Below are 23,541 nucleotides of genomic sequence, written 5' to 3'. Positions count from 1 at the left end.
GGGAAAAACCCGCCCTCGACCAATTCACTCTTGCGCAGAGGTCACGAATCAGCCCTTGAAATCGGCGCTGGCGTAAGCGGCGAGTTTGCTCTGGATAAAGTCGAGGAAACACTGAATGCGCAACGCCAGTTGCGAGTTCCGGTAGTACACGGCGTTGATCGGCTGGCGATAACCGCTGTTGAATTCAGCGAGCAAGACTTTCAGGCGCCCGGCCCGAATGTCATCGATGGTCATGAAGTGCGACAGGCAGGCGATGCCCTGCCCTTCCAGCGCCAGATGGCGCACGGTCTCGCCGCTGGAGGCGCCGATCGCCGGGTTGATTGGCCAGCGGTCACCGTGCACGTAGCGCAGCGGCCATTGGTTGAGGCCTTCGTTCTGAGTGAAGCCGAGCAAGGTGTGTTCGCTCAAGTCCGCGACTTGCTGCGGCGCGCCATGTTTTTTCAGGTAAGCGGGACTGGCGACGATCAGCAGCGGACTGCAACCGAGCGAGCGCGCATGCAGCGTCGAGTCAGCGAGGGTGCCGATACGGATGGCGATGTCGGTGCTTTGTTCCAGCAGGTCAATGATCAGGTCATTGCTGTTGAGTTCGAGCTGGATGTCCGGATAGAGGCGGCGGAATTCGTCGATGTACGGGACCACTGCGTGGAGCATGAACGGTGACGCGGCGTTGATCCGCAGGCGCCCGGACGGCGTTTGCTGGCGCGAGGACAGGCGTTCTTCGAGTTGTTCCATCTGATCGAGAATCAGCTTGGCCTGCTCGAAGAAATATTTGCCCTCTTCGGTCAGATCCATGCGCCGCGTGGTGCGGTTGATCAGCGTGGTGTCGAGTTTGGCTTCCAGCTTCGACAGCGTGCGGCTGACCGCCGACGGCGTTTGCCCGACCTGTTCGGCGGCGGCGGAAATCGAACCGCATTCGATCACGCAGACGAAAATCTGCAACTCATCGGATCTGGCTTTCACGGGTGTCCTCTTTGAAATCGCCAAGATCGCAGATGACTGCAACTCTCTGTAGGAGCTGCCGCAGGCTGCGATCTTTCGCTTTTACCACCGATAGTAGCCCGAAACCATTCAGGCCTTCAGACCAAACACCTCGCTCAGATGCTGCTCGTAACGCGCCACATCAGCCTCGATGTTCGGCCGCTTCATCACGTCCACACAAAGGAACGTCGGCAACCCGGTCATACCGAGAAACTCGTTGGCCTTGTGGAATGGGAAGTACACCGCGTCGACGCCTTTAGCCTCAAAGAAATCCGTCGGGTCATCGAAGGCTTGCTGCGGTGCGTTCCAGGTCAGCGACAGCATGTATTGCTTGCCCTGAATCAGACCGCCGCTGCCGTACTTCTGCGACGCATCGGAACGGGTGCGGCCATCGCTGGCGTAGAGGCTGCCGTGACCTTCGGTGAAGACTTCGTCGAGGTACTTTTTCACCGTCCATGGCGCGCCCATCCACCAGCCCGGCATCTGATAAATGATCACGTCGGCCCAGAGAAATTTCGCCACTTCTTCGGCAACGTCGTAGCCCTCGTCGATGAAGGTGGTTTTCACATCGAAGCCGCCGCGATCCAGCACGCTCAACGCGGCTTCATGCAGGGTGGCGTTGTAGCGACCGTCAGAGTGAGCGAATTTTTTACCGCCATTGAGCAACAGCACTTTTTTCATGAGAAAGCCTCGGCGCAGCCATTGGGCTGGATGGAGAAGGGAAACTGGAATGGCGGCAGATTAATGATGTGTCGCGCGCGGAATAAGGCCTGATTGCGCAAAATACATTTGATCAAAAGGCACGAATCTATCGTCGATTGTTGCAATAACATCCGCGGCATTCTGAATTTGAGGAGTCGTTGTGATGAGTGAACGCTTGGGTTTTATCCTGCACGCCAAGACCCGCCCGGAAAAAGCCGAAGCTTTCGAGGCGTTGTTCCGCGCTTACGTTGAGCCGAGTCGCGCTGAGCCAGGTTGTATCGAGTACCACATGCTGCGCGACAAGGAAGATCCGACGCTGTTTATCTTCTACGAGATCTGGGCGTCGCAAGCGCACCTGGATGTGCATTCGAATCTGCCGCACATGAAGGCATTCTTTGAACAGCGCATGGATTATCTGCAGCGCGATTTCGATATCCGCCAGATCGAAATGCTCAGTGAAGCCTCGGCTAACCGCTGATCAACAAGTGCGCGCCGAGCGCGCCCATACCGACAAAGAACACCCGTTTGAACAACACGGCGCTGATCCGTTCGCGCAGCCATTGGCCCAGCAACATACCGAGAATGGCCGGGATCAGCGCCAGCAGCGAAGCACTCAGTTCGCCGCCACCGAGGGCGCCACGCCAGAGCAATCCTGCGGCCAATGCCAGCGTCGAAACGGTGAATGACAGGCCCAGTGCCTGCACCAGTTGATCGCGATTCAAGCCCAGCGCTTGCAGGTACGGCACCGCCGGAATCACGAAGACGCCGGTGGCCGAGGTGATTACGCCAGTGATCAAACCGCACGCCGGACCCAGCCAACCTTCATGGCGCGGATTGACGCTCAGCGTTGGCAGAAACAAACCACTCAACGCATAGAGCAACAACGCCGCGCCCAACCCGCGCACCACCCAATGCCCGCCCGCCATGCCGATCGATAACGTGCCTATTCCGGTGCCGAGGAAAATCATCAGCAGCATCGGCCAGAGGCGTTTGCTCAGTCCTTTCAAGTGCCCGCCGAATGCCAGTTGCCAGACATTGGTCAGTGTTGCCGGGATGATCAGCAACGCGGCTGCCTGCGACGGTGCCATAGCCAGACCGAGCAAGCCCATGGCGACGGTGGGCAGGCCGAGGCCGATCACGCCTTTGATCAGGCCGGCGAGGATGAACGTCAGGATGACCAGTAAGGACAGGGCCAGACCGAGGTTTTGATAGAATTCCGCGAGTGTGTTCATGGCGCTACTGTGCGCCAGTCGGGGTTGGCTGAAAATCTGCCATATACTGAGGGTGCCTCTCTTTTAGCAAGAGGCTGATTATTCCATTGAGGCTTCTGGCCCATTCGCGAGCAGGCTCGCTCCCACATTGGATGTGTGTCGTACGCAACTCCCTGTGGGAGCGAGCTTGCTCGCGAAGGGGCCAGCCCGCCCCCCCTAAAACCAGAGGCCACCCTCATGCACTTCGACCTCACCGACCTGCGCCTCTACCTGCACATCCTCGACACCGGCAACATCACCGCCGGCGCCGTCCGCAGCCATTTATCCCTGGCCGCCGCCAGCGCCAGAATCCGCGCAATGGAAGCCTCGCTCGGCATCGATTTCCTCGAACGCGGCCGTCGTGGCGTCACCCCGACGCCGGCCGGTAAAGCGTTGGCCCAACACGCACGCATCCTCCTGCAACAAGCCGAACGCCTGCAGCAGGATCTGGCCGACTATGCCCAAGGCGTCAAAGGTCAGGTGCGTTTGCTGTGCAACACCACGGCGATCACCGAATACCTGCCGGAAGTACTCGCGGACTTCCTGCGCGATCATCCCAATCTCGACATCGACTTGCAGGAGTTGCCCAGCGCGCGCATCACCCATGCCTTGCGCCAAGGCGCGGCGGACCTCGGGATCGTCTCCGATGCGGTCGACACCCACGGTCTGCAGACCCGGCCCTTTCGCGACGATCCATTGGTGCTGATCCTGCCCCCTGAGCATGTTTTGGCGAGTCAGGCGTCGCTGACGTTTGGTGAAACCCTGGCGCACGACTACGTAGCGCTTGGCAGCCACAGCGCGTTGGCGATTCACCTGGAGGAACAGGCGCTGCACATCGGCCAGCGCATGTCGATCCGGATCCGTGCCGATGGCTTCGAGGGCGTCATGCGCATGGTGGCGCGAGGTGCGGGGCTGGCTATCGTGCCCAAGGTGGCCATCGAACGCTGGGCGGCGGTGCACTCGGTAACGTGCCGGCCGCTGGACGAAGTCTGGGCGCATCGCACCTTGCAACTGTGCGCACGGGACTTCGACCACCTGCCCGGTTACGCCCGGGCCTTGTTTGATGCGCTGGTGCCTTGACTCTACCGCTAGGGGCAGACTCTATCCTGTGAGCTTCATTTCAGGAGTACACACAATGAGCAAACGAATGCTCGTGATACTGGGTCACCCCTCCACCGACAGCTTTTGCGGGGCATTGAGTGAGACTTACGTTCAGGCCGCCAAGGACGCCGGGCATGAAGTGCGGCTGCTGCGTCTGGATGCGCTGGAGTTCGACCCGGTCCTGCACGAAGGCTACAACAAGGTGCAGCCACTGGAGCCGGACCTGCTGCAAGCCCAGGCCGATATCACCTGGGCTGAACATCTGACATTCGTCTATCCGATCTGGTGGGGCGGGATTCCGGCACTGTTGAAAGGCTTCGTCGACCGGATTTTCCTGCCGGGTTTCGCCTTCAAATACCGCGAAGGCAAAGCCTTCCCCGACAAGCTGCTCAAAGGCCGCACCGCGCATTTGCTGGTGACCATGGACACGCCGTACTGGTACTACAAATGGATCTACGGCATGCCGGGGCTGAATCAGATGCGCAAGACCACGCTGGAATTCTGCGGCATCAAGCCACTGAAGACGCTGACCTTCGGGCCGATCCTTGGCTCCAAGCCAAACCAGCGCGATGCCTGGCTGGAAAAGGCGCGCGTGACCGCCGCCGTCTAAGGCTTTCCAGCCGCCTCAACTGACGGCGCACAAGCCGCCGTCAGTGCCTCTTCGGGCTCCCTTCTCGAGCCCGTCCGTCGCCTGTGCACGTCATTTACGCGCAGTTGCCATTTTCAGATGGTATTGGACATATAATCGCCGCCGATCCGGCATGACGCCCGATCGCGCTACGCTATGTTTGACCATCGAGACGGACCTTATGTATATCGGCAAAGCCGCCCAGCTGTCGGGCACCACAGTCAAAAGCATTCGCCATTACGAAGAAATCGGCCTGTTGCCCGAGCCCAAGCGTGAAGGCAAATACCGTATCTACAGCCAGCAAAGTGTCGAAGTGTTGACGTTCATCAAGTGCGCCCAGCAACTGGGCTTCAAGCTCAAAGAGCTGCAGGTGATCCTCAACAACTACCGCGGCGACGAATTCCCGTGGGACATGGCGCAACGAGCCATTGCCGAAAAAAAAGCCGAACTGGTGACCCAGATCGGCGATTTGCAGCAATTGCATGATGGCCTCGAGGCGTTTGAACACAACCTCAACGACGCCCGCCAGGAATGTCAGTTCGAGCGCATCGCCCGCTATGGCGAAAAAAACCCGGTCAATACACTGAACTGAAAACCCTGCTGCGCCGCATGAGCAGACTCGCCTGCCGTCTCAGGGCAGGCGCGCACGCACGTTGGCGAATCAGCCCGGCACCGGCTCCCCCTCTGTGCGCAGTGCTGGGGCCGGCGCATGCACCGGCGCAATCGCCGCAAAGAACCACGGCGATACCAGTGTTACCAGGACAATGGTCATGACCCCGCTGGAAAACAGCGCCATCGCCACCAGTGCGCCGAGATCGACAATCGGCTTGAAGTCGGAAAACAGCAGCGCCATGAAGCCCACGGAGAAGATCACCACGTTGATCACCGTCGAACGGCCGACGCTGTGCATCGCCTGCAAAATAGCCGCGTCGATCTCAATGCCCTGCTGCACCAGCAACTTGATGCGCGACAGCAGGTGCACCGCGTAATCCACCACGCCGACCACCAGGAACGTCACCAGCGTCGTGCCGATGTTCAGCTCAATGCCGAACAGGAACATGAAGCCATAGACCGTCACCGACGTGGTCAGCAAGGTCAGCATGCCGAGCACACCGAGGCGCACCGACTTGAGCCAGTACATCATCATCAGCGTGACGACCAGCAAGGCCAGGGAAAAACTCAGCACCTGGCCCTGAGTGATTTCCTGCAGGACGCCCGTCCAGATCAACGGCGTGCCGGCGTGGGTCACCTCCAGGTTGGCCGGTTTGTTGACCAGCAACCAGGCATCGAGGCGGTCGAGCATGCCCTGATAGTCGCTGGCGACCGACGAGGTCATGGTGTACAGGGTCAAGGCCTTGGAAAAATCGGCGTTGAGCACGTTGTTCAGGTCCGAACCGCCACCGTTCTCGAACAGCATCACGTGCTGCTCGATCAGCGAATTGCCCGGCACTTCAAACTGCTCGACCTGCCCGTCGTCATTGACCGAGGTGACCTTCTCCACGGCATTCGGCACCCGCAGATACTCCGGGTTCATGTCGTTGAGCACCAGGTTCATGCGCTTGACGTACGTGGCCAGCGAGTAGCCGTAACTGACGTTCGGTTGCTGCTTGATGAAGTGGTCGAGCTTGTCGATGAACTGCACCACTTCGGTGGTCAGCACGCCGCGCGGCTCTTTGCTGTCGATCGCGATCCAGCCCGGCGCCGTGCCCGCTACTTTGGCGTGGTTGATGAACTGATCCGACACGCGAATGTGGCTTTCCGGCTTGAAGTAAGCGATGCCGGAGTCTTCGATATCGACGCGGAAGGTGAACACGGTGGCCAGTGCCAGCAGCGGCAGAATGACCATCAGGATCGGTTTGCGAAAGCGGATCATCCAGGCACAGAACGCCACCAGGTACCGCGAGATGATCGATTCCTTGTGTACTTCAGCCTTGGCCTGCTGCGGCTGATCCTTGCCCCAGATCGCGATCCACGCCGGAATCAGCAGCAGCGAAATGATTAACGCTGCCGTCAGACCGATCGACATGAACACGCCGAAATTGCGGATGCTGACAATGTTGTTGGTGGTGGAAATCATGAACGTGGCGATGGTCGTCACGGTCGTCAACACCACCGGCACCACCATCAGACGCTGGGTTTCACGGTTGGCCTCACGATTGCTCTTGCCCGCGTTTTTCTGCTCGTAATATTCAGCCATCACGTGGATCGCATCGGAGCAGCAAATGGTGAAGAGGAACACCGGCAGCACACTGGTCAACAGGTCGAACGGCACCCGCAACAGCGCCATCAGGCCCAAGGTCCAGATGGTGCAGAACAGAATGTTGAACAGCGGCAGCAGCACGCCCAGTGGTTTGCGGAAGAAGAAAGTCAGCAGCAAGGTAATCAGCAAAAACACGATCGGAAACAGCACGGCCAGGTCATGATCGATGATCTCCTGCTGCGCGGCGATGAAGATCGGCATGCCGGCAATGAAGATTTCGTCCTTGTACTCGGGGTGCTCGGCCTGATATTGCGCGACGATGCCGCGCACGATCTGATAGGCGCGCAATTGCGCCTGAGCGTCGTCCTGCTTGGTGCCAAGTTCGGCCACCAGCATCGCGACTTTCTTGTCCTTGGACACCACCCCGTCGACCATCAATTCGTTGCCCATGATCTGCGACTCGACCAGCGCCGGGTCCATGTCATAGGCATTCAGGGTTTTGTGGATCAACAGCTCGCCGTCGTCGGTCAGGACGATGTTTTCCAGGTCGCCCATCGAGGCCATTTCGCGGATCGGGTTGATCCGCTCGGCGAGAAAGGTCAGGAACAGCTGATCATGGGAATCCCAGTTTTGACTCTGGGCATGATCACGCAAGGCCTTGGCGTTAGCGTAATCGTTCTGCGAAAAGCCACCCTCGAGAATGTCCCGGGTCAACAACTGCGCACGGCTGTCGCCTGCATGCCGGGCGACGATTTGCGCCAACTGCTCCTTGTCGGCATCGTTGGCCAGAATCATCTTGCGCACCGATTGCGACATCGAAAACAGCGCGTTGAGCGTCGATTTGTTGAACACCGTTTGCGGGTTGTTCAGCGCCACCATGACCGAGTCGAACGTGCCGGTGAACTCACCCTGCAAATCGATGATGGTCTTGCGCGCCGGGTGGCTTTCCTTGAGCAGATAAGGGTTGGTGTCGGACACCAGCGCGCCCAGCGTATAAGTGAAATACGCCGTAATCGCCACCAGCAGGAAAACAATCGCCCGCGCATAGCGCTCGACGAAATTCAGATATCTTTCCATGATCATGCGGTTCCAGGTCGTCGGGGTCGGCGCTTAGCGGGCAGACACGGCAAAGTCCGGCAGGTCACCGGTTTTCAGCCCGCGTTTGATGGCGGTCTGGGTGAAGAGGCGGTCTTCCAGAGAAACGTTGTACTGCAACTGGTTGAAGCGCATTTCCGAACGCGTACCGTCGATGAAGTGCTCGGTTTCACTGAGCACGATGCTGTCGATCGAATCGATGGTCGCGACTTTCTGCGTGCGCATCTGCTTGATCAACACGCCTTTGACGTCGAAGAAATCCTGACGCATGACCAGGAAATTCTGCTTGTCGATCCACACCTTCAGCTTGTTGTAACCGGTCTTGGCCAGCACCTCGGGAGACGCCGGTTCGCGCTCGATCACGTAGCAGTCGCGGCCCTTGATCTGTTCTTCGCCGACGAGTTTCTGCGAGTAGTCTTTAACGCGGATCTTGTCCAGATCGGCGTACGAGTACTCGCTGCCCATGAACGAGCCGCGCTTGTCGGTGGTGGAGATGCGGCGGGTCTGGCGGCTGACCGGCAAGTACATCCACTGGCTGTCTTCCAGGCCAAGGGTTTCGTGCGGGTTTTCGATGTGGAAGGCCACGTCACGCACGTCAGTCGGCGCAGAAAAGTACATGCTGAACTTGTCGCTGTCCGGGTAATCCTTTTGCAGATAGGTGAACTCGCGAACGCGGGTATTGCCTTTCTTGTCATGCAGGATCAGCGAGACCTGGGACATGAAGCTGTTCCCGTCATTGCGATCGCGTACCTGACGGATGATTTCATCGGCATTGCCAGCCTCGGCGGCACTGGCGCAGGCGCTACCGAGGATCAGTGCGGCGGTGGTCAGACTTTTCAAAAACGGCAACATAACAACTTCCTTTTCGTTGGATGAGTGCACCTGCGCGAGAGCGGCAGGCGTGATGGGTCAGAACAGATAACCGGCCGACAGCCGTACTTGATCGCGCTTGCTGTACTCGCCGAAAGTCTTCTCGGGCTTGCCGAAGAACACATCCACTTCCAGCCCGAGCTTGATGTAGTCGACCGGTTTGTAGGTGAAGATGCCTTGCAGCAAGGCGTCATCCTGAAACGGCGGTGAGCCAGCGACCACCAGACGACTCTTGAGGCGGTCTTGCCAATGAGTGCCTTCGGCCGACAGGGTGAACAGCGGTTCGTGTTTGTCCTGCAACATGCCGTCCTGCCAGTCGAGCAGCACTTGTTCCTGCCATTGCGCGGAGATCAGCCAGTCGCGCAACAGGTAGTCGACACCCAGCAGCGACTTGACCATCGGCGTACTGTCGGCACCGTAGGCGCGGGTCGGATTGGTCACGCGCCAGTTGTCGAAATACGCCACCTCGCTGCGCACCACGATGCTGTGCCCGGCGTCGATCGCCAGCCCGGCACCGCCCATGGTGTAACGGGGAAACTGCCGTTCCAGCCGCGTGCGGCCGTCGTCGGCGAGGCCTTCGACCGCGTACACCGGGTCTTGCTGACGGGCGCTCAAGGCGACAAAACTGGTGTCCACCGCACCGATCCGGCCGTTGGCGCTCAGGCCATAGGAATAGCCTTTGTCGCCGTCATAGCCGGGCTTGGAGTCGAGCAGGAAATACTGCGGGTCCGGCGTAGCAAACAGTGGCGCGGCAAATTCACTGCCCTCAACCGGCGTCTGGTTTTTCACGAAGTCAGTGATCCACAGCGCCTCCAGCTCCCACTCGCCCACCGGTTGCGCAAAACGAACCATCGGCACAGCGATGCGGCTGTCTTCGAGCAACGGCGTCAGACCGTCGCGATAGTCCAGCGGGTTGATCTGATCGAGCACGCGCAATTCATCCGCGCGGCCCCAGACCACTTGCTGCCAGCCCACTGTCACCTCTCCGTCACCCAGCGAATGGCCGACGTAGAGGTGCCGCCAATCGGCGTCGAAACGGTATTTGTCGCGTGCCCGTTCGCTGTACGGATTGTTGCCGTCGTAGCGCGCGTCGTAACGCACGCGGCCCTTGGCCTTGTAGTAACCGCCCTCCCAGTTGTCTTCCAGGTTGGCTTTGAAATACACGGCTTTTTGCGTGATCTGGTCGTCGCCGTGCAGACGCATGGCCGTGGCCACGCCGACTTCACCGTCGGCGTAATCGGGCTTCAGATCAGCGACGGTAAATTCGGCCATCGCGGTGGGCGCAGCCATGCACGCCCATACCGCACACACGATGTGACTGTTGTGAAATCGAGGCATCGCTACATTCCCAACCCGACACCGCCATCGATCACCAGACTCTGCGCGGTCACCCCGCCAGCCTCGGGGCTGGCCAGGTAACGCACCATCGCCGCCACCTCCTCGCTCTGGATGAAACGGCGCATCGGCAGTTTCTTCTTCGCGTTGCGTACGATCTGTTCCTGGGTCAGCCCGGCAATCGCCGCTTGCGTCGCCAGTTCACCCTGCAACATCGGCGTGTCGATCCACGCTGGCAGAATCGCGTTGACGGTGATCTGCCGCGAAGCGAGATCCAGCGCCAGCGCCTTGGTCATGCCGACGATGCCGTGCTTGGAGGCGCAGTACGCGGTGTTGCGCACCTTGCCGGCACGGCCGAGGATCGACGACATGTTGATAATCCGCCCACGGTCAGGCATCAGCGCCAGACACAACGAGGTCACGTAGAACGTGCCATTGAGGTTGACCGAAATCACCTTGTGCCAGTTGTGCAGATCTTCCGGTTCGTTCTCGTTGCAGATGCCGGCGCTGTTGACCAGCACATCAACGTATTCGACTTGCGAACCGAGGGTCTTGAACAACGCCTCCATGGCCGGCAGGTCAGCAATGTTCGCCGCATGGGTTTCGACCCGCGCCTTGATCTGCTCCTGCTGCTCGTCGACCCAGCGCTGCAGTTCGGCCAGATCGAGATCCAGCAGGATTAGGCGATTGCCGGCGTCGGCGGCAAAATTTTCGGCGACCGCGCGACCGATGCCTTTCGCCGCTCCGGTAATCAGAATCGTCCGGCTCATGGCATTTTCAACCCGCCGTTAACCGACAGGACCTCCCCGGTCAGGTACAAACCGCGATCGGCGAGGTACAGCACCGCTTCGGCGATTTCTTCCGGTTCGGCGTAGCGTTTGATCAACAGACGCGACTGGATTTCTTCCTCCTGACTGCCAATCAGCGCCGTACTCATCTCGGTCTTGACGATGCCCGGGGCGACCGCGTTGACGCGAATGTTGCGCGGCGCCAGCTCCACCGCCAAGGCTCGGGTCAACGATTCGACTCCGCCCTTGGCGGCGGCATAGTTGCTTTGGCCTTTACCGGGTTTCTGCGCCGCCACCGAACTGATGTTGACGATGCAACCGCTGCGCTGGCGCAACATGCCCGGCACCACCTGCTGACAGCACAGCATCGTGCCGATCAGGTTGGTCTGGATCACCTCGACCAGGTCGCGCGCCGACATCGTCGCCAGCAAGCCATCACGGGTGATGCCGGCGTTATTGACCAACAGATCGATACGCTGGAAATGCTCCTCGACCCGTTCGAAAAACGCCTTGATGCTGTCGCCGCTGCTGACATCGCACTGCAACGCCAGGCAATCGATGCCCGACGCCTGAACCTCATCGCGCAAAGCCATCGCCGCGACTTCATCGCGCACGTAACTGAACGCGATCTGATAACCCGCCCCGGCCAGGGTCTGGACAATCGCCCGACCGATGCCGCGACTGCCACCGGTCACTACTGCTACTTTATTCGGCATGACCGTTCCTTAAAGCGAGTTGTCGGTTTTGAACTGCGCGAGGCTGAAGCCGTGAGTCGCCGCCAGTGCACGAATCTGCTGCACTTGCTCGCGGCTGATGTCGCCGTAGGAGTAGTGCTGTTTCATACCGGACAGGCCCATCAGCACCGACTCGGCCATGCACGCGTACAACTGACCTTGCTTGAGATAGGCGCGAACGTTTTTCACCAGGCCATCGCCCAGCGGCGTCTGCACGATGCCGCCGTGCATGTAGAGCACGTCGGAGCGCTGACTGGCGAGGTTCTGGTCGACGTTCAGCGGCACGGCGATGTCGCAGATCACGCTGTTTTCGGCGAAGTGCTCGGCAAAGAGAAACGGCTGCGGTGCGTTCGCCGCGCAGAGCACGATGCGTGCCTGTTTCAGCACATCAAGATCGTTGCTGACGGTGATGAAGGCGTTCGCGCCCAAGCGTTCTTCGACCAGTTTCGCTACGCGCAGCCCCAGATCGGCACTGCTGCCGTGGGCCTGCAAGAGTCCATCGATTCCATCAATTTGCTGCAGGCGACGGGCGAGGCGATCGTGTTCGGCGACACCCTTGAGAATCGCGCGGGCGGCTTCGGCGTAAATCTGTTGCGCGGTTTTTTCCAGACGGCGCAGCGAACCGTCGCGACCGCTGCCGATGAGGATCAGGTGCTCGACACTGGTCGACAACAACGAGGCATAGGTCGAAGCGATGTTGCCGGCAGCGCCGACTACCGCTGCAGTCTGCTCGCCCAGCTCAAGGCCCTGTTGCTTGCAGCCCTGTTCGATGGCTTCCAGGCCCATGCCGATGGTCAGTGCATTACCGGAAGTCAGCGCCATGTCAGGAATCTGCAGGGCCTGGCAGTTGTTGGTGACGATCGAGGTGTACATGCCCAGCCCGGCGACGGTGTAGCCATCGGCGCGGGCATCCTTGATGCGGTTGCCGACTTCTTCGCGGATGGTTTGCAGATCACCGCTGGCGATGTACGCCGCCATCGCATCGGAATCCATGCACAGCGGGTACAGGGTGAATTCCACGGCGGTGCCGAGTTTCGAGCGAATCTGCACCGGTCCGATTGGCGCGGCACGGCGCTCGGGGGCCATGCGTTTGATGAACTCGCGTTTCTGTTCAGCGCTCAGGGTCGACAGTGAAGGATCGACGTCGCTGAGCATGTCCGAATCAATCAGATGGTTGATGAACGCCACGCGCGCCACCACGCGCACGTTCTCATCAGACTTTGGGAGGCTTTCATCCTCCTTGAAGCTGACCTCGCGGGCCGGCACTTGCGCGATGCTGTCGGCACACACACCAGCCGCCAGCGGGAAGGCATCGCGGCGGCGCAACATGTCGCAGACTTTCTGCAAAGAACCGATCAAGCCGTCGATTTCTTCGAAGGTGATGCACACCGGCGGTTCCAGACGAATCACATTGGCGTTGCTGCCCGACGGCGCCACGCGCAGGGATTCGAATTGCAGCAGGTAGCCGGCGATGATGTAGCCCAGCGCATCGTTGTACTGCGCCGATGCCTGAACCAGTGAGCTGGTGCCGGTCAGGTCGTGCAGTTCGAAGCCCAGCAGCAAGCCACGCCCACGCACATCGGCGATGACGTCCGGATAGGCCGCCTTGAGTTCCAGCAGCGAAGCCTTGAGGTACTCGCCCTTCTTGTTCACGTCCTTGAGCATCGCGCTGTCGTTCTCGAACAGACGGCGCAGGGCCGACAGGGCGATATGACAGGACGCATCATCTTCGGCAAAGGTCGAACTGTGGATGTAGCTGAAATCGTTCTCGTAGTGGCTGGCGCGAATCACCGTCGCGGCGATTTTCATCAGGCCACCGCCCAGCGCTTTCGAAAGGCAGTAGTAATCACCCTGCAAGTTGAAATGGCTGGCGCCAAGCAAGGTGCCGGTGCGGCCGAAACCGGATTGCACTTCATCGATGATCAGCGGGCATTGCTGCTCGTTGCACAGGCGCCGCAGGCCCAGATAGAACTCATTGGCGAACTCGTTGATGCCACCCTCGCCCTGGATCGGCTCCAGCAATACAGCGGTGATCGCACTGAACGCCTCACGGCGAACCTGCAGGGTTTCGCCGCTCCATTCCAGGCTCAACCAATGACGGATATGACGGGCCGGCAGCTCTTGCAATTGCTGGGGTTGCTGCGGGTCGATGAACTCGACGTTGAGGCCGAAACGGGCGAACGGCTTGCGGTACTGCTTGCCATAGGTCAACTGAACGGTGTTCACCAGTTTGCCGTGGAAGCTGCCGCGCACAGCGAGGAACACCGGCTCGACATGCAACTGCGCCAGGTTGTGCTGACGCACCGCTTCGGCCACTTGGCGCACGGTGACGCAGGATAGATTCTGCGGCAGCAGACCGGCGGGCAAATCGAGATCGTCGATGTCCAGTTCGACGTAAGCCTTGTCGCTGGCAACCAGATTGGCGAGGGCGAAATCACGCTCGTCGAATTGCTTCTGCAGGTTTTTCTGACGACGGTATTCGGCGTGCTTGACGGCGATTTCCACCGACTCGGCACCGCTGTTGGAGAAGGTCGAAATGTAGCGTTCGCTGTTGTTCAGCTCACGGTTGAACGCTTCACTGAGTTCACGCCCCAACTGACCAGCCGCACCGCGCACCGACATCTGCGCGTTGAACGGCACATCGGCGCGCAACAGGTCGACGAGTTGATCGACAAATTGCGGATCGTTGTGGCCGTACAGCGCGGCGCCGTAACCGCCGAGGAAGTCGGTAACCGTCACCTCTTCGCCCTGGCGGTCGCGGTAAAACAGTTTGCTGCCCAGCGCTCTGTGGAATTGGCATTCCAGGCCCAGGGCCTGCATCAATTCAACGAATTTCGGCCGTACGTAATCGCGGTAATCCATGACAGTTCTATCCCTTGAGTAAAAAATCAGCTGCGTTTCGTTGCGTGCCGACGGTCAGTCAGCCGCGTGAAATTCGAGTTGGTAACCGGCGCTAAAACCGTTGTCGTCGCGGTTGATGACCAGGCAATCGTGGAGCACGGCATCGCGCGGCCCGCCGATAACGAACGGCAGATGCGCATCCAGCGGTTGCTCCAGGCCACTGACCGGCGGGATGCTCTGCGCATGCAAAGCCTGCCGGGCAAAGATCAGGTCAACCAGGCTCGGTGCACCACTGAGCATGCCGGTCAGCGGCGTGCTGCTGGTGATGTGCGCGGCGCCGGTTCGCGCCAGCGTGCGGGCCAGATCGGCATCCTTGTGCGGATCGCCAGTGGCGCTGCTGATCAGCAGATCCACCTGTTTGTCGGGCAAGCTCAGCGAGTCCAGACGCGGATGGGCGAACAGTGCTGTCAGGCAAGTTTGCGGCCCTGCCGGCAGGTCATCGGCGCGGCGCAGTACCAGCGCCGCCGCACCTTCGCCAGCAATGCCGCCACGGCCCTGGCGATCAAAGGCACGCAGGCTTGGCGAACCGTCGGTGCTGATCACCCCCGCCTCGGCCAGTGCGGCGAGGGCCAGCGGATCCAGTTCACTGCCCGCGCCCACCACAATGGCCGCATCGATCCGCCCGCTCTGCAACGCCGCGCAGGCTTCGCGCAGCGCCGCCAGATTGCCGGCCACGCCTTGCATGTAGGCGTTGCATTCGCACTCAAGCTTCAAGGCCAGACTGACGACGCCGAGCAAACCGTTGCTCAGGCTCTTGAGCACCAGGAACGGATCGAGTGCACGTTCCTGCAACACGCGTTTGGCCAGACGCTGCATGTCGGCACCGCTCTCGGTCTGACACTCGTGCAACAGTTCGCCGTAAGACGCGAGCGACGGATGGGTGTAACCGCCCTGGCAGCAATAGAGACCAAAACGCACGTTGTCGCGGCCCGGTTCAAGCTCGGCCTCGGCCAACGCCTGACGCACGGCACTGACGCCCCAGATCACTGCCGGTGGGCAATATCGCTGGAGGTTTTGCGCAACGTCCTGACGGCTACGTTGATGATCTCGATCAGCGATGTGCCCGAACGCAATGACCCGCTCGCTGTGGAACAACGACGAGTTCAGGGGCGAGATCGCGCTACGCCCTCCGCGGGCCGACGACCAGAAACCCTCAACGCCCCAGCCGGTGGGCAAGACACAGCCGCTGCCGGCGATCGCGACACGTACAGTGGTGTCAGTCATTGTCCCTGCTCCCGATATTTGCCAAGGGCCAGCGAAGTATTGAGGCCACCGAAACCGAAGGAATTGCTCAGCGCGTAATCCACTCGGCGACTGACGGCTTGCCCGGCGCAGTAATCCAGATCGCACTGTTCGTCGGCGTCATGCAGGTTCACTGTTGGCGTGACCAGATCGTTGAGGCAGGCCAACGCGGTGACGATGCATTCCGGTGCGCCAGCGGCTGCGATCAGGTGACCGAACTGTGATTTGTTGGCGCTGACAGCCAAGGCTTGATAGTGCTTGTGTTCGGCGAACACGCTTTTAATCGCCAGGGTTTCGGCCACGTCGTTGAGCGGCGTAGAGGTGCCGTGGGCGTTGATCAGATCGATCTGCTGCGGCCGTAGCCCGGCGTCGTCGAGCGCGGCCTGCATAGCCAGTGCCGCGCCGCGTCCTTCCGGCTGCGGTGCGGTGACTTTGTAGGCGTCCAGACTGCTGCCGAAACCCAACACCTCGGCATACGGCGTGGCGCCACGGGCCAAGGCATGTTCGAGGCTTTCCAGCACGACAAAACCACCGCCCTCGCCGGCAATCAGACCGCTGCGGTCACGATCGAACGGACGGCACAGATCCGCGCCCCAGCGCTGCTCGCCCGACGCGGCACCGAGTAGATACAACGCGGCCATGGTGTCGAGGTTGAGCACCGAGTCGGCGCCACCCGCCAGCGCAACGCTGACTTCTCCGCGACGAATCATCTGGAAGGCATTGCCAATGGCTTGTGAAGCACCGGCACAGGCACTGCTGATATTGATCACCGGTCCTTCACAGCCCAGGTCGTCGGCGATTACCCGCGCCAGACGATCGTTGCTCTGGCGCAGTGAGCCATCGGCATTCACTTGCCCGGCCCGTGGCATCAGGTACGACCAGCTCGGGGTGCCACCATTCGGGGCTTCGGTCAGCAGCATGTCGGCGAGCATGTGCTGCGGTGCTCCCGAGGCACACAGCACCGCCGCGCCACGCAACTGTTCTGGCTGCAAGCCGCTGTCACCGACTGCCTGCGTGGCAGCCACCCAGCCAAACCGACTGCGCTTTTCCAGCGGCATCGTCCAGGCCGGATGGCTGTGCAGTTTTTCCGGCAACAGGCGCATGTCGACAGGCGCGGCATAACGCACCGCGAACGACGCCTCTTGCAAGTCGTCCGGCTGCCATGGCCGCACGCAATGTTCGGCGCCGAGCATTTTTTCCCAGAGGGTCTGCCATTCGAAACCGAAACCGGTGACGGCGCCCATGCCGGTGATCACAATCCGTGTCGCACTCATGCGTGCTTCTCCATGGTTTCACTGGCCAACAGCAATGCGCCCCAGTGACCGGCGCGAGTGTGGCTGACGAGCAGCGTGTAACCCGGTGCCGCCGCCGTATCACCGCTGAGATGCAAAGTCAGTGCGGCCTCTGTCAGCAAGCCGCTGGCGCCCAGTTCGCCGGTCATGGCGCGGGTACTGCGAATCTCGCGCGGGAAAGCTTCGAGCAACTTCATCACTTGCCCGTCAGCGCAATTGCCGACGATATGCTCGACGTCGCCGACCCGCAGTTTTTCGACGCTCAGGACCTGATCGATGACGCGCCGACCCACCGCCACAGAGCGTTGCGGATCGTTGCTATAACCGCGGGCAAATCCGGCAATGCGCACGGCGTGTGCCGCACCCGGCGGCGGTGTCGACGCCAGCAACAGCGCGGCGGCGCCCTCACCGAAAATCGCTTCGTTCGCCTGATCGGGCTCGCGCAGATACAGGGCCGGGGTCAGGTTCGGGCTGCTGCTGACCACCAACGCGGCGTCGGCATGTCGCTCGCCAATCTGCTGGCAAGCTTCGATCAGCGCATCCAGCCCGGCGTTGTCCTGAGAACAAAATCCACCCATTGGCCCATGGCAATTCAATGCTTCAGCCACATAGGCCATGACGCTGCTGTTGAGCAGGGTCAGCGCATGCAGGGGCGGTGTGTTGGCCAATAACTGCGCCAGTTGTTTTTGCGGCTGTTCGATGATCGCCTGCACCGCATCCCAGCAAGGACTCGGCGCGTCGACTTCAGGAATGGCCGCTGTCAGGGCAATGCGTGACGCGGGCAATTGCAGCGCCGCCAGCGCTGGCGCCAGCCGTGCGGCGCAATGCAACAGCCGTAAGCCCTGCGGTTCGACGCTGCGCTGGATCTTGCGATCAAACAGATCACTGGCCAGTCGCGGCGTCGGCAAGGCAAACGCCTGACGCTGTGCGTCAAAGGCCAGCGGTTGCGCCGCGCAGGGTGTGCCGAGCAAGTCAGCGCATTCACTGCCCGCCACATTCAGCACCGCAGCGGCATTCAGGTAGATGGCTCGGTTCATGTCATGCCCTCCCCAGAACCAGCGAGCTGTTGATGCCGCCAAAGCCGAACGAGTTGGACATCACCACGCTGATCGGCTGTCGCACCGGCTCGCTCAAGAACTTCAGCGAAGGGTATTCGGCACGCTCGGGGTCGTAATTCAGGGTGGGCAACAGCACACCGTCACGCAGGCTCATCAGCGACAGCACCGCTTCGATCGCGCCACTGCCTGCCAGGGAATGCCCGATGGCGGACTTGTTGGCGGTGAAGGTCATGAAGTCCTGGCAGCCGCCGAACAGACGCTGCAGCGCCAACGCTTCACAACTGTCATTGGCCTGCGTGGAGGTCCCGTGGGTGTTGACGTGTTGCACGGCGCTGCGCAGCAGCCCGGCGTCTTCGATTGCTGCTTCCATGCATTCCTCGTATTTACTGCCGTCGCGACTGCTGGAGGTCATTTTCTGCGCCTCGCAAACATTCGCGTAACCCAACACCCGGCCCAGTGGCGCAGCCTTGCGCCGTTGGGCGTGTTCAGCGGATTCGAGAATGACCATCGCCGAGCCTTCGCTGAGGACAAAACCGCTACGGTCAGGCATAAACGGGCGGCTTTGTTCGCTCGCCGGCAAGTCAGCCTGACAGAGCGCGCCGAGGCTGTTGAACATGTAATAAGGCAGTTCGTTGGCCATCAGTTCGACGGCGCCGCAGATAGCCAGATCGATCTCTCCGCGCTCGATCGCCCGGTAAGCACTGCCGATGGCCATGGTGCCGGCGGCACAGGCATCGGAATGGGTCGAGATGTGATCGCGGATGCCGAGCCGATCGGCCAGGTGCTGCGTCTGTTGATCGACCCGCCGGGTGAAAGTCGCGCTGGACGCTGCCGGACTGTCCAGCAGACGGTCGAGGTCGACGCGTCCGGCCTCATCCATGCACCGGCTGAGCCGCTGCAGGTCGTGGCTGTCGGCACAGTACTTGTTGGCGCCCAGAAACAGACCGCTGCGACTGTGGGCAAAGTCTGCCGGTGTCAGACCGGCATGCTCCAGCGCCTGCCGGGCAACGTATTCGGCCAGCACACTTTGCCGTGGGTGCAGCGCCGCGTTGCCACCGAAACCGGCCCCGATGCGCTGCCACTGCGTATCGTCGATAAAACCGGCGGCGCTGTTGTTGAATCCCAGCGCCTTGAACCGAGGATGTTCGCGGACACAGGATTGCTTCCGGCAAATCCGCTCGAACAACGTGGCAGCGTCCAGCGCCATGGGCGCTACCAGACCGAACCCGCTCACATAGACTTCTCGTGCCCGCATAAGAACTCCTACACCGCTTCTTTGGTGTGAGTGGTGACAAACTGCTCAACCAATTGACGCGACACTTCATCGCCATCCGCCGGCACCAGACGTGCACTGCACGCGCCGCAGACCACTTGTTGGCGCTCGTTCAGAACCGCTTGGTGAGCGTTGCAATCCGGGCACGCTGCCGGCAGATAGTTGAAAAGATTGCGGCACTGGTTGGCCCAGTTACGCACGGTGGTCGCCGCGAAGACCTGAGCCGGTTGCATGCCTGCCTTCAGTTGATCCGGGGTGTAGGCGCTGAGGCTTTGCTCAAGCAGGTGCTTGCCACTTTCGGTAATGCGACCGTTGGCGAGAAACTCGCTGGCATCCCCGCAAACCGCCACCGCATGGTCAAGCACGCTGGTTTTCGGCAGTGTGCAGCCATATTGGCGGCCCAGCTGGAAGCTCAGGTCGACGATGTCCAGCGAGTCGGCACCGAGGTCTTCGACGATGCTGCTGTTTTCTTCGATGTCATTCGCATCCATCACCAACAACTGTGCGAGGATTTCGCGAGTGCTGGCAACGACATGTTCCAAGTCCAATGGATTGTTCATTTCTATCTCCCTATATGTCGTGACTACTTCATGAATTCGACTTATGAAAAGTAACTTTTCCCACAGCAACTTCTCACGCGGCGGGAATCTAAACTCTGCCCTTAAGGGGAGAGTCAACGAACTATTCAAGGTTTTTTTACAACTCGAAAAAAGTCTGCAACCCCCCACTGAAACCGCACCTCCTTGGTGCGGTGAGCGACTTATTTACTTAACAAAGACGGGGTATGGTGGGGCGCCCGCGGTATCAGGCAGGTTGACTATCGAAAGCAACTAAGGACGCAACGGAACAGACGTACTAAAAGTAAAAACCAGACAAGTAAAATAGTTATAACTTCATAGCCTTTGTTTTAGATCAATACTGCCGTTAATTGATTTTGCTGGAAGGTTTACGTCTCCATCCATAAATCTGGCAGCGTTTATGGATATCTGCATGTCGAGCACAGACATCTGGGCAGAAGCACGGCGCTATAGGGTGCAGCTTCCGTTTGATCGCCTTGTCTGGAGCCGACACATGACCGCCCCTATTACCGTTCTACGCGACACTCATCCGCTGCCGGTACTCGATGCCTGCAAATGGGAAAAACTCGAAGGCGACCCGCACACCGTTAACCTCAACGCCTACACCAGCGAAGACGGCAGCAAGATCATGGGTACGTGGATCTGCACCCCGGGCAAATGGCGCGTCGATTATGTGAAGTGGGAGTACTGCCATTTCCAGGAAGGCTACTGCGTGATTACTCCGGACGGCATGGCGCCGATCCACCTGCGTGCTGGCGATATTTTCGTGGTTGAGCCGGGGATGAAAGGCACGTGGGAAGTGGTCGAGACCGTGCGTAAATATTTCGTGTTTGCCTGATGCAAAAAAGCCGGGAGATCACCCGACGTGATTTCCCGGCAAACAATTTCTGATATACGCAATTCCCCTGTGGGAGCGAGCCTGCTCGCGAAAGCGGACCGTCAGTCACTTCCTTGTTGAAGCAACCGCCGTCATCGCGAGCAGGCTCGCTCCCACAGTTTGTTCAGCGCTGCCCTTCAATTGCAGGCTTGCGATAGCTGTTGATGATCGCCGAGAAGTCTTTCCCGCCGTCACCGCGCTGGCTCATCGCCTGATACAACTGCTGCGCCACCGCGCCGAGCACCACCGGTTGGTGCGCCTGACGCGCCGCTTCGGTCGCCAGCCCCAGATCCTTGAGCATCAGTTCCGCACCGAACCCACCGGTATAACCACGCGAGGCCGGCGCCGTTTCGACGATGCCCGGCCACGGGTTGTACATCTCCGAACTCCAGCAACGCCCGGTCGAGCTGTTGATGATCCCGGCCAGCACCGAGGTGTCGATGCCCAACGCATCGCCCAGCGCCATCGCTTCGCTGACACCGACCATCGAGATCGCCAGTAGCAGGTTGTTGCAGATCTTGGCGATCTGCCCGGTGCCGACTTCGCCGCAATGCACAATGTTGCGGCCCATTTGCGCCAGCACCGGTTGCAGGGTGGCGAACAGTTGCGGGGTGGCGCCAACCATAAAGGTCAGCGTGCCGGCAGTCGCACCGCCAGTACCACCGGACACCGGCGCATCGGCCATGGCCACGCCTTGTTTCGCCGCAGCGGCAGCCACATCGCGAGCGGTCTGCGGATCGATGGTGCTGCAATCCACCGCTGGCACACCTTGGCGGATGCCAGCCAGCACACCGTCCTCACCGAGCCAGACACTGCGCACATGCACCGCCGCCGGCAGCATGGTGATCACCAGTTCGGCATCTTCAGCAGCTTCACGGGCCGAAGCACGAATGCTGCCGCCCAGTTGCTCCAGTTCCGCCAGCACGGTTTTGTTCAGGTCGACCAGACTCAGCGAGTGGCCGGCCTTGATCAGGTTGCGTGCCATTGGCGCGCCCATATTGCCCAGACCGATAAATGCGATTTTCATGGTCGATTCCTCAGCGCAGGTTAATGGTGGTGTTTACACCGTCGTTGACGCTGTCGTCATCGAACCAGCGCGCCGTGACTGTTTTGGTCTGCGTGTAAAACTGCACCACTTGCTTGCCGTACGGACCAAGGTCGCCGAGTTTCGAACCGCGCGAACCGGTAAAGCTGAAGAATGGCACCGGCACTGGAATCGGGATGTTGATGCCGACCTGGCCGACGTCGATTTCCGTCTGGAATTTACGCGCCGCCGCACCGCTCTGGGTGAACAGGCCAGTGCCATTGCCGAACGGGTTGGCGTTGACCAGCGCAATCGCCTGATCAAGGGTGTCGACTTCCAGCACCACCAGTACCGGGCCGAAGATTTCCTGGGTGTAGATCTGCATGTCGGTGGTCACGCCCGAGAACAGGGTCGGGCCGACAAAGTTGCCTTGCTCGTAGCCCGGCACCTTGATGTCGCGGCCGTCCAGTTCCAGCTTGGCGCCTTCCTTGATGCCGCTTTCGATCAGATCGAGAATTCGTGCTTTGGCTTTTTTCGAGATCACCGGGCCGACGTCAGTGCCCGGCTCGCTGCCGGCGTTGACGGTGAGTTTCTGCGCCAGCGCTTTCAGATCCGGCAGCCATTGTTTCGCCGCGCCGACCAGCACTACCACGGAGGTGGCCATGCAACGTTGCCCGGCCGCACCGAAACCGGCGCCGACCAAGGCATTCAGCGCTTGTTCGCGATTGGCATCGGCCAGCACCACAGCGTGGTTCTTCGCGCCCATCATTGATTGCACGCGCTTGCCGTGTTTGCCGGCCAAGTCGTAAACGTGGGTGCCGACAGCGGTCGAACCGACGAAGGACACGGCTTTAATGTCCTTGTGCGTGCACAGGCCATCGACCACATCTTTACCGCCGTGAACCACGTTCAACACGCCCGCCGGTACACCGGCCTCGATTGCCAGCTCGACCAACAGCATGGTCGACAGCGGATCCTGCTCCGAAGGCTTCAAGACAAAGGTGTTGCCGCAGGCGATGGCCATCGGGAACATCCACAGCGGAATCATCGCCGGGAAGTTGAACGGGGTGATGCCGGCGCATACACCGATCGGCTGACGCAGGGTGTAGGTATCGACGCCGCCGGCGACGTTTTCGGCGAACTCGCCCATTTGCAGCGTGCCGATAGAGCACGCGTGCTCGACCACTTCCAGGCCACGGAAAATATCGCCCTCGGCGTCGGCAATGGTTTTGCCCTGCTCGGCACTCAGGACGACGGCAATACGTTTGGAGTGCTCGCGGATCAGCGCTTGCAGCTTGAGCATGATGCGCATGCGCGCACCGATCGGAGTCAGTTTCCAAGTCTGGAAAGCGCGCTGGGCGGCGCTGACGGCGGCATCGACTTCAGCGGCGGTGGCAAACGGCACTTTGGCCAGCACCTGTTGGGTGGCCGGGTTGACGATGTCGTGCCATTCGGTGGTCTGCGACTCGACCCACTCGCCGTCGATCAGCAGTTTGACCTTCTGCAGCGTGGTGTCGTTGGGCGTAAGCGATGCGTTCATGCTGGTCTCCAGAACTTGTTTTTATCGTAGGAGCCAAGGCGAAAGGTTCGCCTTGAAATGAGGCGTGTGTCACGA

21 protein-coding genes are annotated in these 23,541 nt (G+C 60.3%); 5 read left to right on the top strand and 16 right to left on the bottom strand.

Annotation, left to right across the window (positions count from 1 at the left end; all coding sequences use genetic code 11):
• Window positions 1-48: 48 nt before the first annotated feature.
• Window positions 49-960 carry a LysR family transcriptional regulator gene (locus CLU80_RS17305; protein ID WP_093442312.1) on the bottom strand — a complete coding sequence of 304 codons (912 nt, stop codon included), beginning with the start codon at window positions 958-960 and terminating at the stop codon, window positions 49-51.
• 108 nt (window positions 961-1,068) lie between these two features.
• A complete protein-coding gene (gene mdaB / locus CLU80_RS17300; protein ID WP_099757935.1) occupies window positions 1,069-1,659 on the bottom strand; it encodes an NADPH:quinone oxidoreductase MdaB in 591 nt (196 codons plus the stop codon).
• Between the two features lie 184 nt (window positions 1,660-1,843).
• Between mdaB and CLU80_RS17295 the strand changes: the two genes are divergently transcribed.
• Window positions 1,844-2,158, top strand: a complete 315-nt coding sequence (locus CLU80_RS17295; RefSeq protein ID WP_099757934.1) for a putative quinol monooxygenase — start codon at window positions 1,844-1,846, stop codon at window positions 2,156-2,158.
• Here CLU80_RS17295 and CLU80_RS17290 read toward each other — a convergent pair.
• Window positions 2,148-2,912, bottom strand: a complete 765-nt coding sequence (locus tag CLU80_RS17290) for a sulfite exporter TauE/SafE family protein (RefSeq protein ID WP_099757933.1) — start codon at window positions 2,910-2,912, stop codon at window positions 2,148-2,150. The two genes, CLU80_RS17295 and CLU80_RS17290, sit on opposite strands and share 11 nt — an antisense overlap.
• A gap of 216 nt (window positions 2,913-3,128) precedes the next feature.
• Here CLU80_RS17290 and CLU80_RS17285 point away from each other — a divergent pair, with 216 nt between their 5' ends.
• From CLU80_RS17285 to CLU80_RS17275, 3 genes are all read left to right on the top strand, one after another.
• Window positions 3,129-4,010 carry a LysR substrate-binding domain-containing protein gene (locus tag CLU80_RS17285; RefSeq protein ID WP_093442329.1) on the top strand — a complete coding sequence of 294 codons (882 nt, stop codon included), beginning with the start codon at window positions 3,129-3,131 and terminating at the stop codon, window positions 4,008-4,010.
• A 55-nt stretch (window positions 4,011-4,065) separates the two neighbouring features.
• Window positions 4,066-4,641, top strand: a complete 576-nt coding sequence (locus tag CLU80_RS17280; protein ID WP_034154374.1) for an NAD(P)H-dependent oxidoreductase — start codon at window positions 4,066-4,068, stop codon at window positions 4,639-4,641.
• Window positions 4,642-4,840: 199 nt separating this feature from the next.
• A complete protein-coding gene (locus CLU80_RS17275; RefSeq protein ID WP_034154373.1) occupies window positions 4,841-5,251 on the top strand; it encodes a MerR family transcriptional regulator in 411 nt (136 codons plus the stop codon).
• 69 nt (window positions 5,252-5,320) lie between these two features.
• Here the strand turns inward: CLU80_RS17275 and CLU80_RS17270 are convergent, their stop codons facing one another.
• From CLU80_RS17270 to CLU80_RS17220, 11 genes are all read right to left on the bottom strand, one after another.
• A complete protein-coding gene (locus CLU80_RS17270) occupies window positions 5,321-7,936 on the bottom strand; it encodes an efflux RND transporter permease subunit (RefSeq protein WP_099759387.1) in 2,616 nt (871 codons plus the stop codon).
• 33 nt (window positions 7,937-7,969) lie between these two features.
• Window positions 7,970-8,806, bottom strand: a complete 837-nt coding sequence (locus CLU80_RS17265; protein WP_093442334.1) for an outer membrane lipoprotein-sorting protein — start codon at window positions 8,804-8,806, stop codon at window positions 7,970-7,972.
• A gap of 57 nt (window positions 8,807-8,863) precedes the next feature.
• A complete protein-coding gene (locus CLU80_RS17260; protein ID WP_414926722.1) occupies window positions 8,864-10,096 on the bottom strand; it encodes a DUF1302 family protein in 1,233 nt (410 codons plus the stop codon).
• Between the two features lie 68 nt (window positions 10,097-10,164).
• Window positions 10,165-10,929, bottom strand: coding sequence for an SDR family NAD(P)-dependent oxidoreductase (locus CLU80_RS17255; RefSeq protein WP_095126599.1), 765 nt, complete (start codon window positions 10,927-10,929; stop codon window positions 10,165-10,167).
• Window positions 10,926-11,663 (bottom strand): 3-oxoacyl-ACP reductase family protein, encoded by a 738-nt coding sequence (locus CLU80_RS17250; RefSeq protein WP_099757931.1) that lies wholly within the window; start codon window positions 11,661-11,663, stop codon window positions 10,926-10,928. Before CLU80_RS17250 ends, CLU80_RS17255 begins: the two co-directional genes overlap by 4 nt.
• A gap of 9 nt (window positions 11,664-11,672) precedes the next feature.
• On the bottom strand, window positions 11,673-14,543 hold the full coding sequence (locus tag CLU80_RS17245; protein ID WP_099757930.1) for an aminotransferase class III-fold pyridoxal phosphate-dependent enzyme: 2,871 nt from the start codon (window positions 14,541-14,543) through the stop codon (window positions 11,673-11,675).
• Between the two features lie 54 nt (window positions 14,544-14,597).
• Entirely contained in the window at window positions 14,598-15,806 is a 1,209-nt protein-coding gene (locus tag CLU80_RS17240; RefSeq protein WP_099757929.1) for a beta-ketoacyl synthase N-terminal-like domain-containing protein, read from the bottom strand.
• The gene (locus CLU80_RS17235) at window positions 15,803-17,098 is read right to left on the bottom strand and encodes a beta-ketoacyl-[acyl-carrier-protein] synthase family protein (protein ID WP_095051040.1); all 1,296 of its coding nucleotides are present in this window, start codon (window positions 17,096-17,098) and stop codon (window positions 15,803-15,805) included. Before CLU80_RS17235 ends, CLU80_RS17240 begins: the two co-directional genes overlap by 4 nt.
• Window positions 17,095-18,153, bottom strand: a complete 1,059-nt coding sequence (locus CLU80_RS17230) for a beta-ketoacyl-[acyl-carrier-protein] synthase family protein (protein WP_095051041.1) — start codon at window positions 18,151-18,153, stop codon at window positions 17,095-17,097. The genes CLU80_RS17235 and CLU80_RS17230 overlap by 4 nt, the downstream gene beginning before the upstream one ends.
• 1 nt (window position 18,154) lies before the next feature.
• A complete protein-coding gene (locus CLU80_RS17225; RefSeq protein WP_093442363.1) occupies window positions 18,155-19,429 on the bottom strand; it encodes a beta-ketoacyl-[acyl-carrier-protein] synthase family protein in 1,275 nt (424 codons plus the stop codon).
• Window positions 19,430-19,437: 8 nt separating this feature from the next.
• A complete protein-coding gene (locus tag CLU80_RS17220; protein WP_099757928.1) occupies window positions 19,438-20,007 on the bottom strand; it encodes an acyl carrier protein in 570 nt (189 codons plus the stop codon).
• Between the two features lie 511 nt (window positions 20,008-20,518).
• Here CLU80_RS17220 and CLU80_RS17215 point away from each other — a divergent pair.
• Complete coding sequence (locus CLU80_RS17215) at window positions 20,519-20,863, top strand: cupin domain-containing protein (protein ID WP_003177747.1); 345 nt, start codon at window positions 20,519-20,521, stop codon at window positions 20,861-20,863.
• Between the two features lie 163 nt (window positions 20,864-21,026).
• Here CLU80_RS17215 and mmsB read toward each other — a convergent pair whose 3' ends face one another.
• Both mmsB and CLU80_RS17205 read right to left on the bottom strand, forming a co-directional pair.
• Window positions 21,027-21,929, bottom strand: a complete 903-nt coding sequence (mmsB, locus tag CLU80_RS17210) for a 3-hydroxyisobutyrate dehydrogenase (RefSeq protein ID WP_093442369.1) — start codon at window positions 21,927-21,929, stop codon at window positions 21,027-21,029.
• Window positions 21,930-21,939: 10 nt separating this feature from the next.
• Window positions 21,940-23,466 carry a CoA-acylating methylmalonate-semialdehyde dehydrogenase gene (locus CLU80_RS17205; protein WP_099757927.1) on the bottom strand — a complete coding sequence of 509 codons (1,527 nt, stop codon included), beginning with the start codon at window positions 23,464-23,466 and terminating at the stop codon, window positions 21,940-21,942.
• Window positions 23,467-23,541: the final 75 nt, after the last annotated feature.

It is taken from the genome of Pseudomonas sp. 29 (genome assembly GCF_002754355.1).
GTDB lineage: Bacteria > Pseudomonadota > Gammaproteobacteria > Pseudomonadales > Pseudomonadaceae > Aquipseudomonas > Aquipseudomonas neuropathica.
This window is presented reverse-complemented; position numbering and strand designations above follow the sequence as displayed.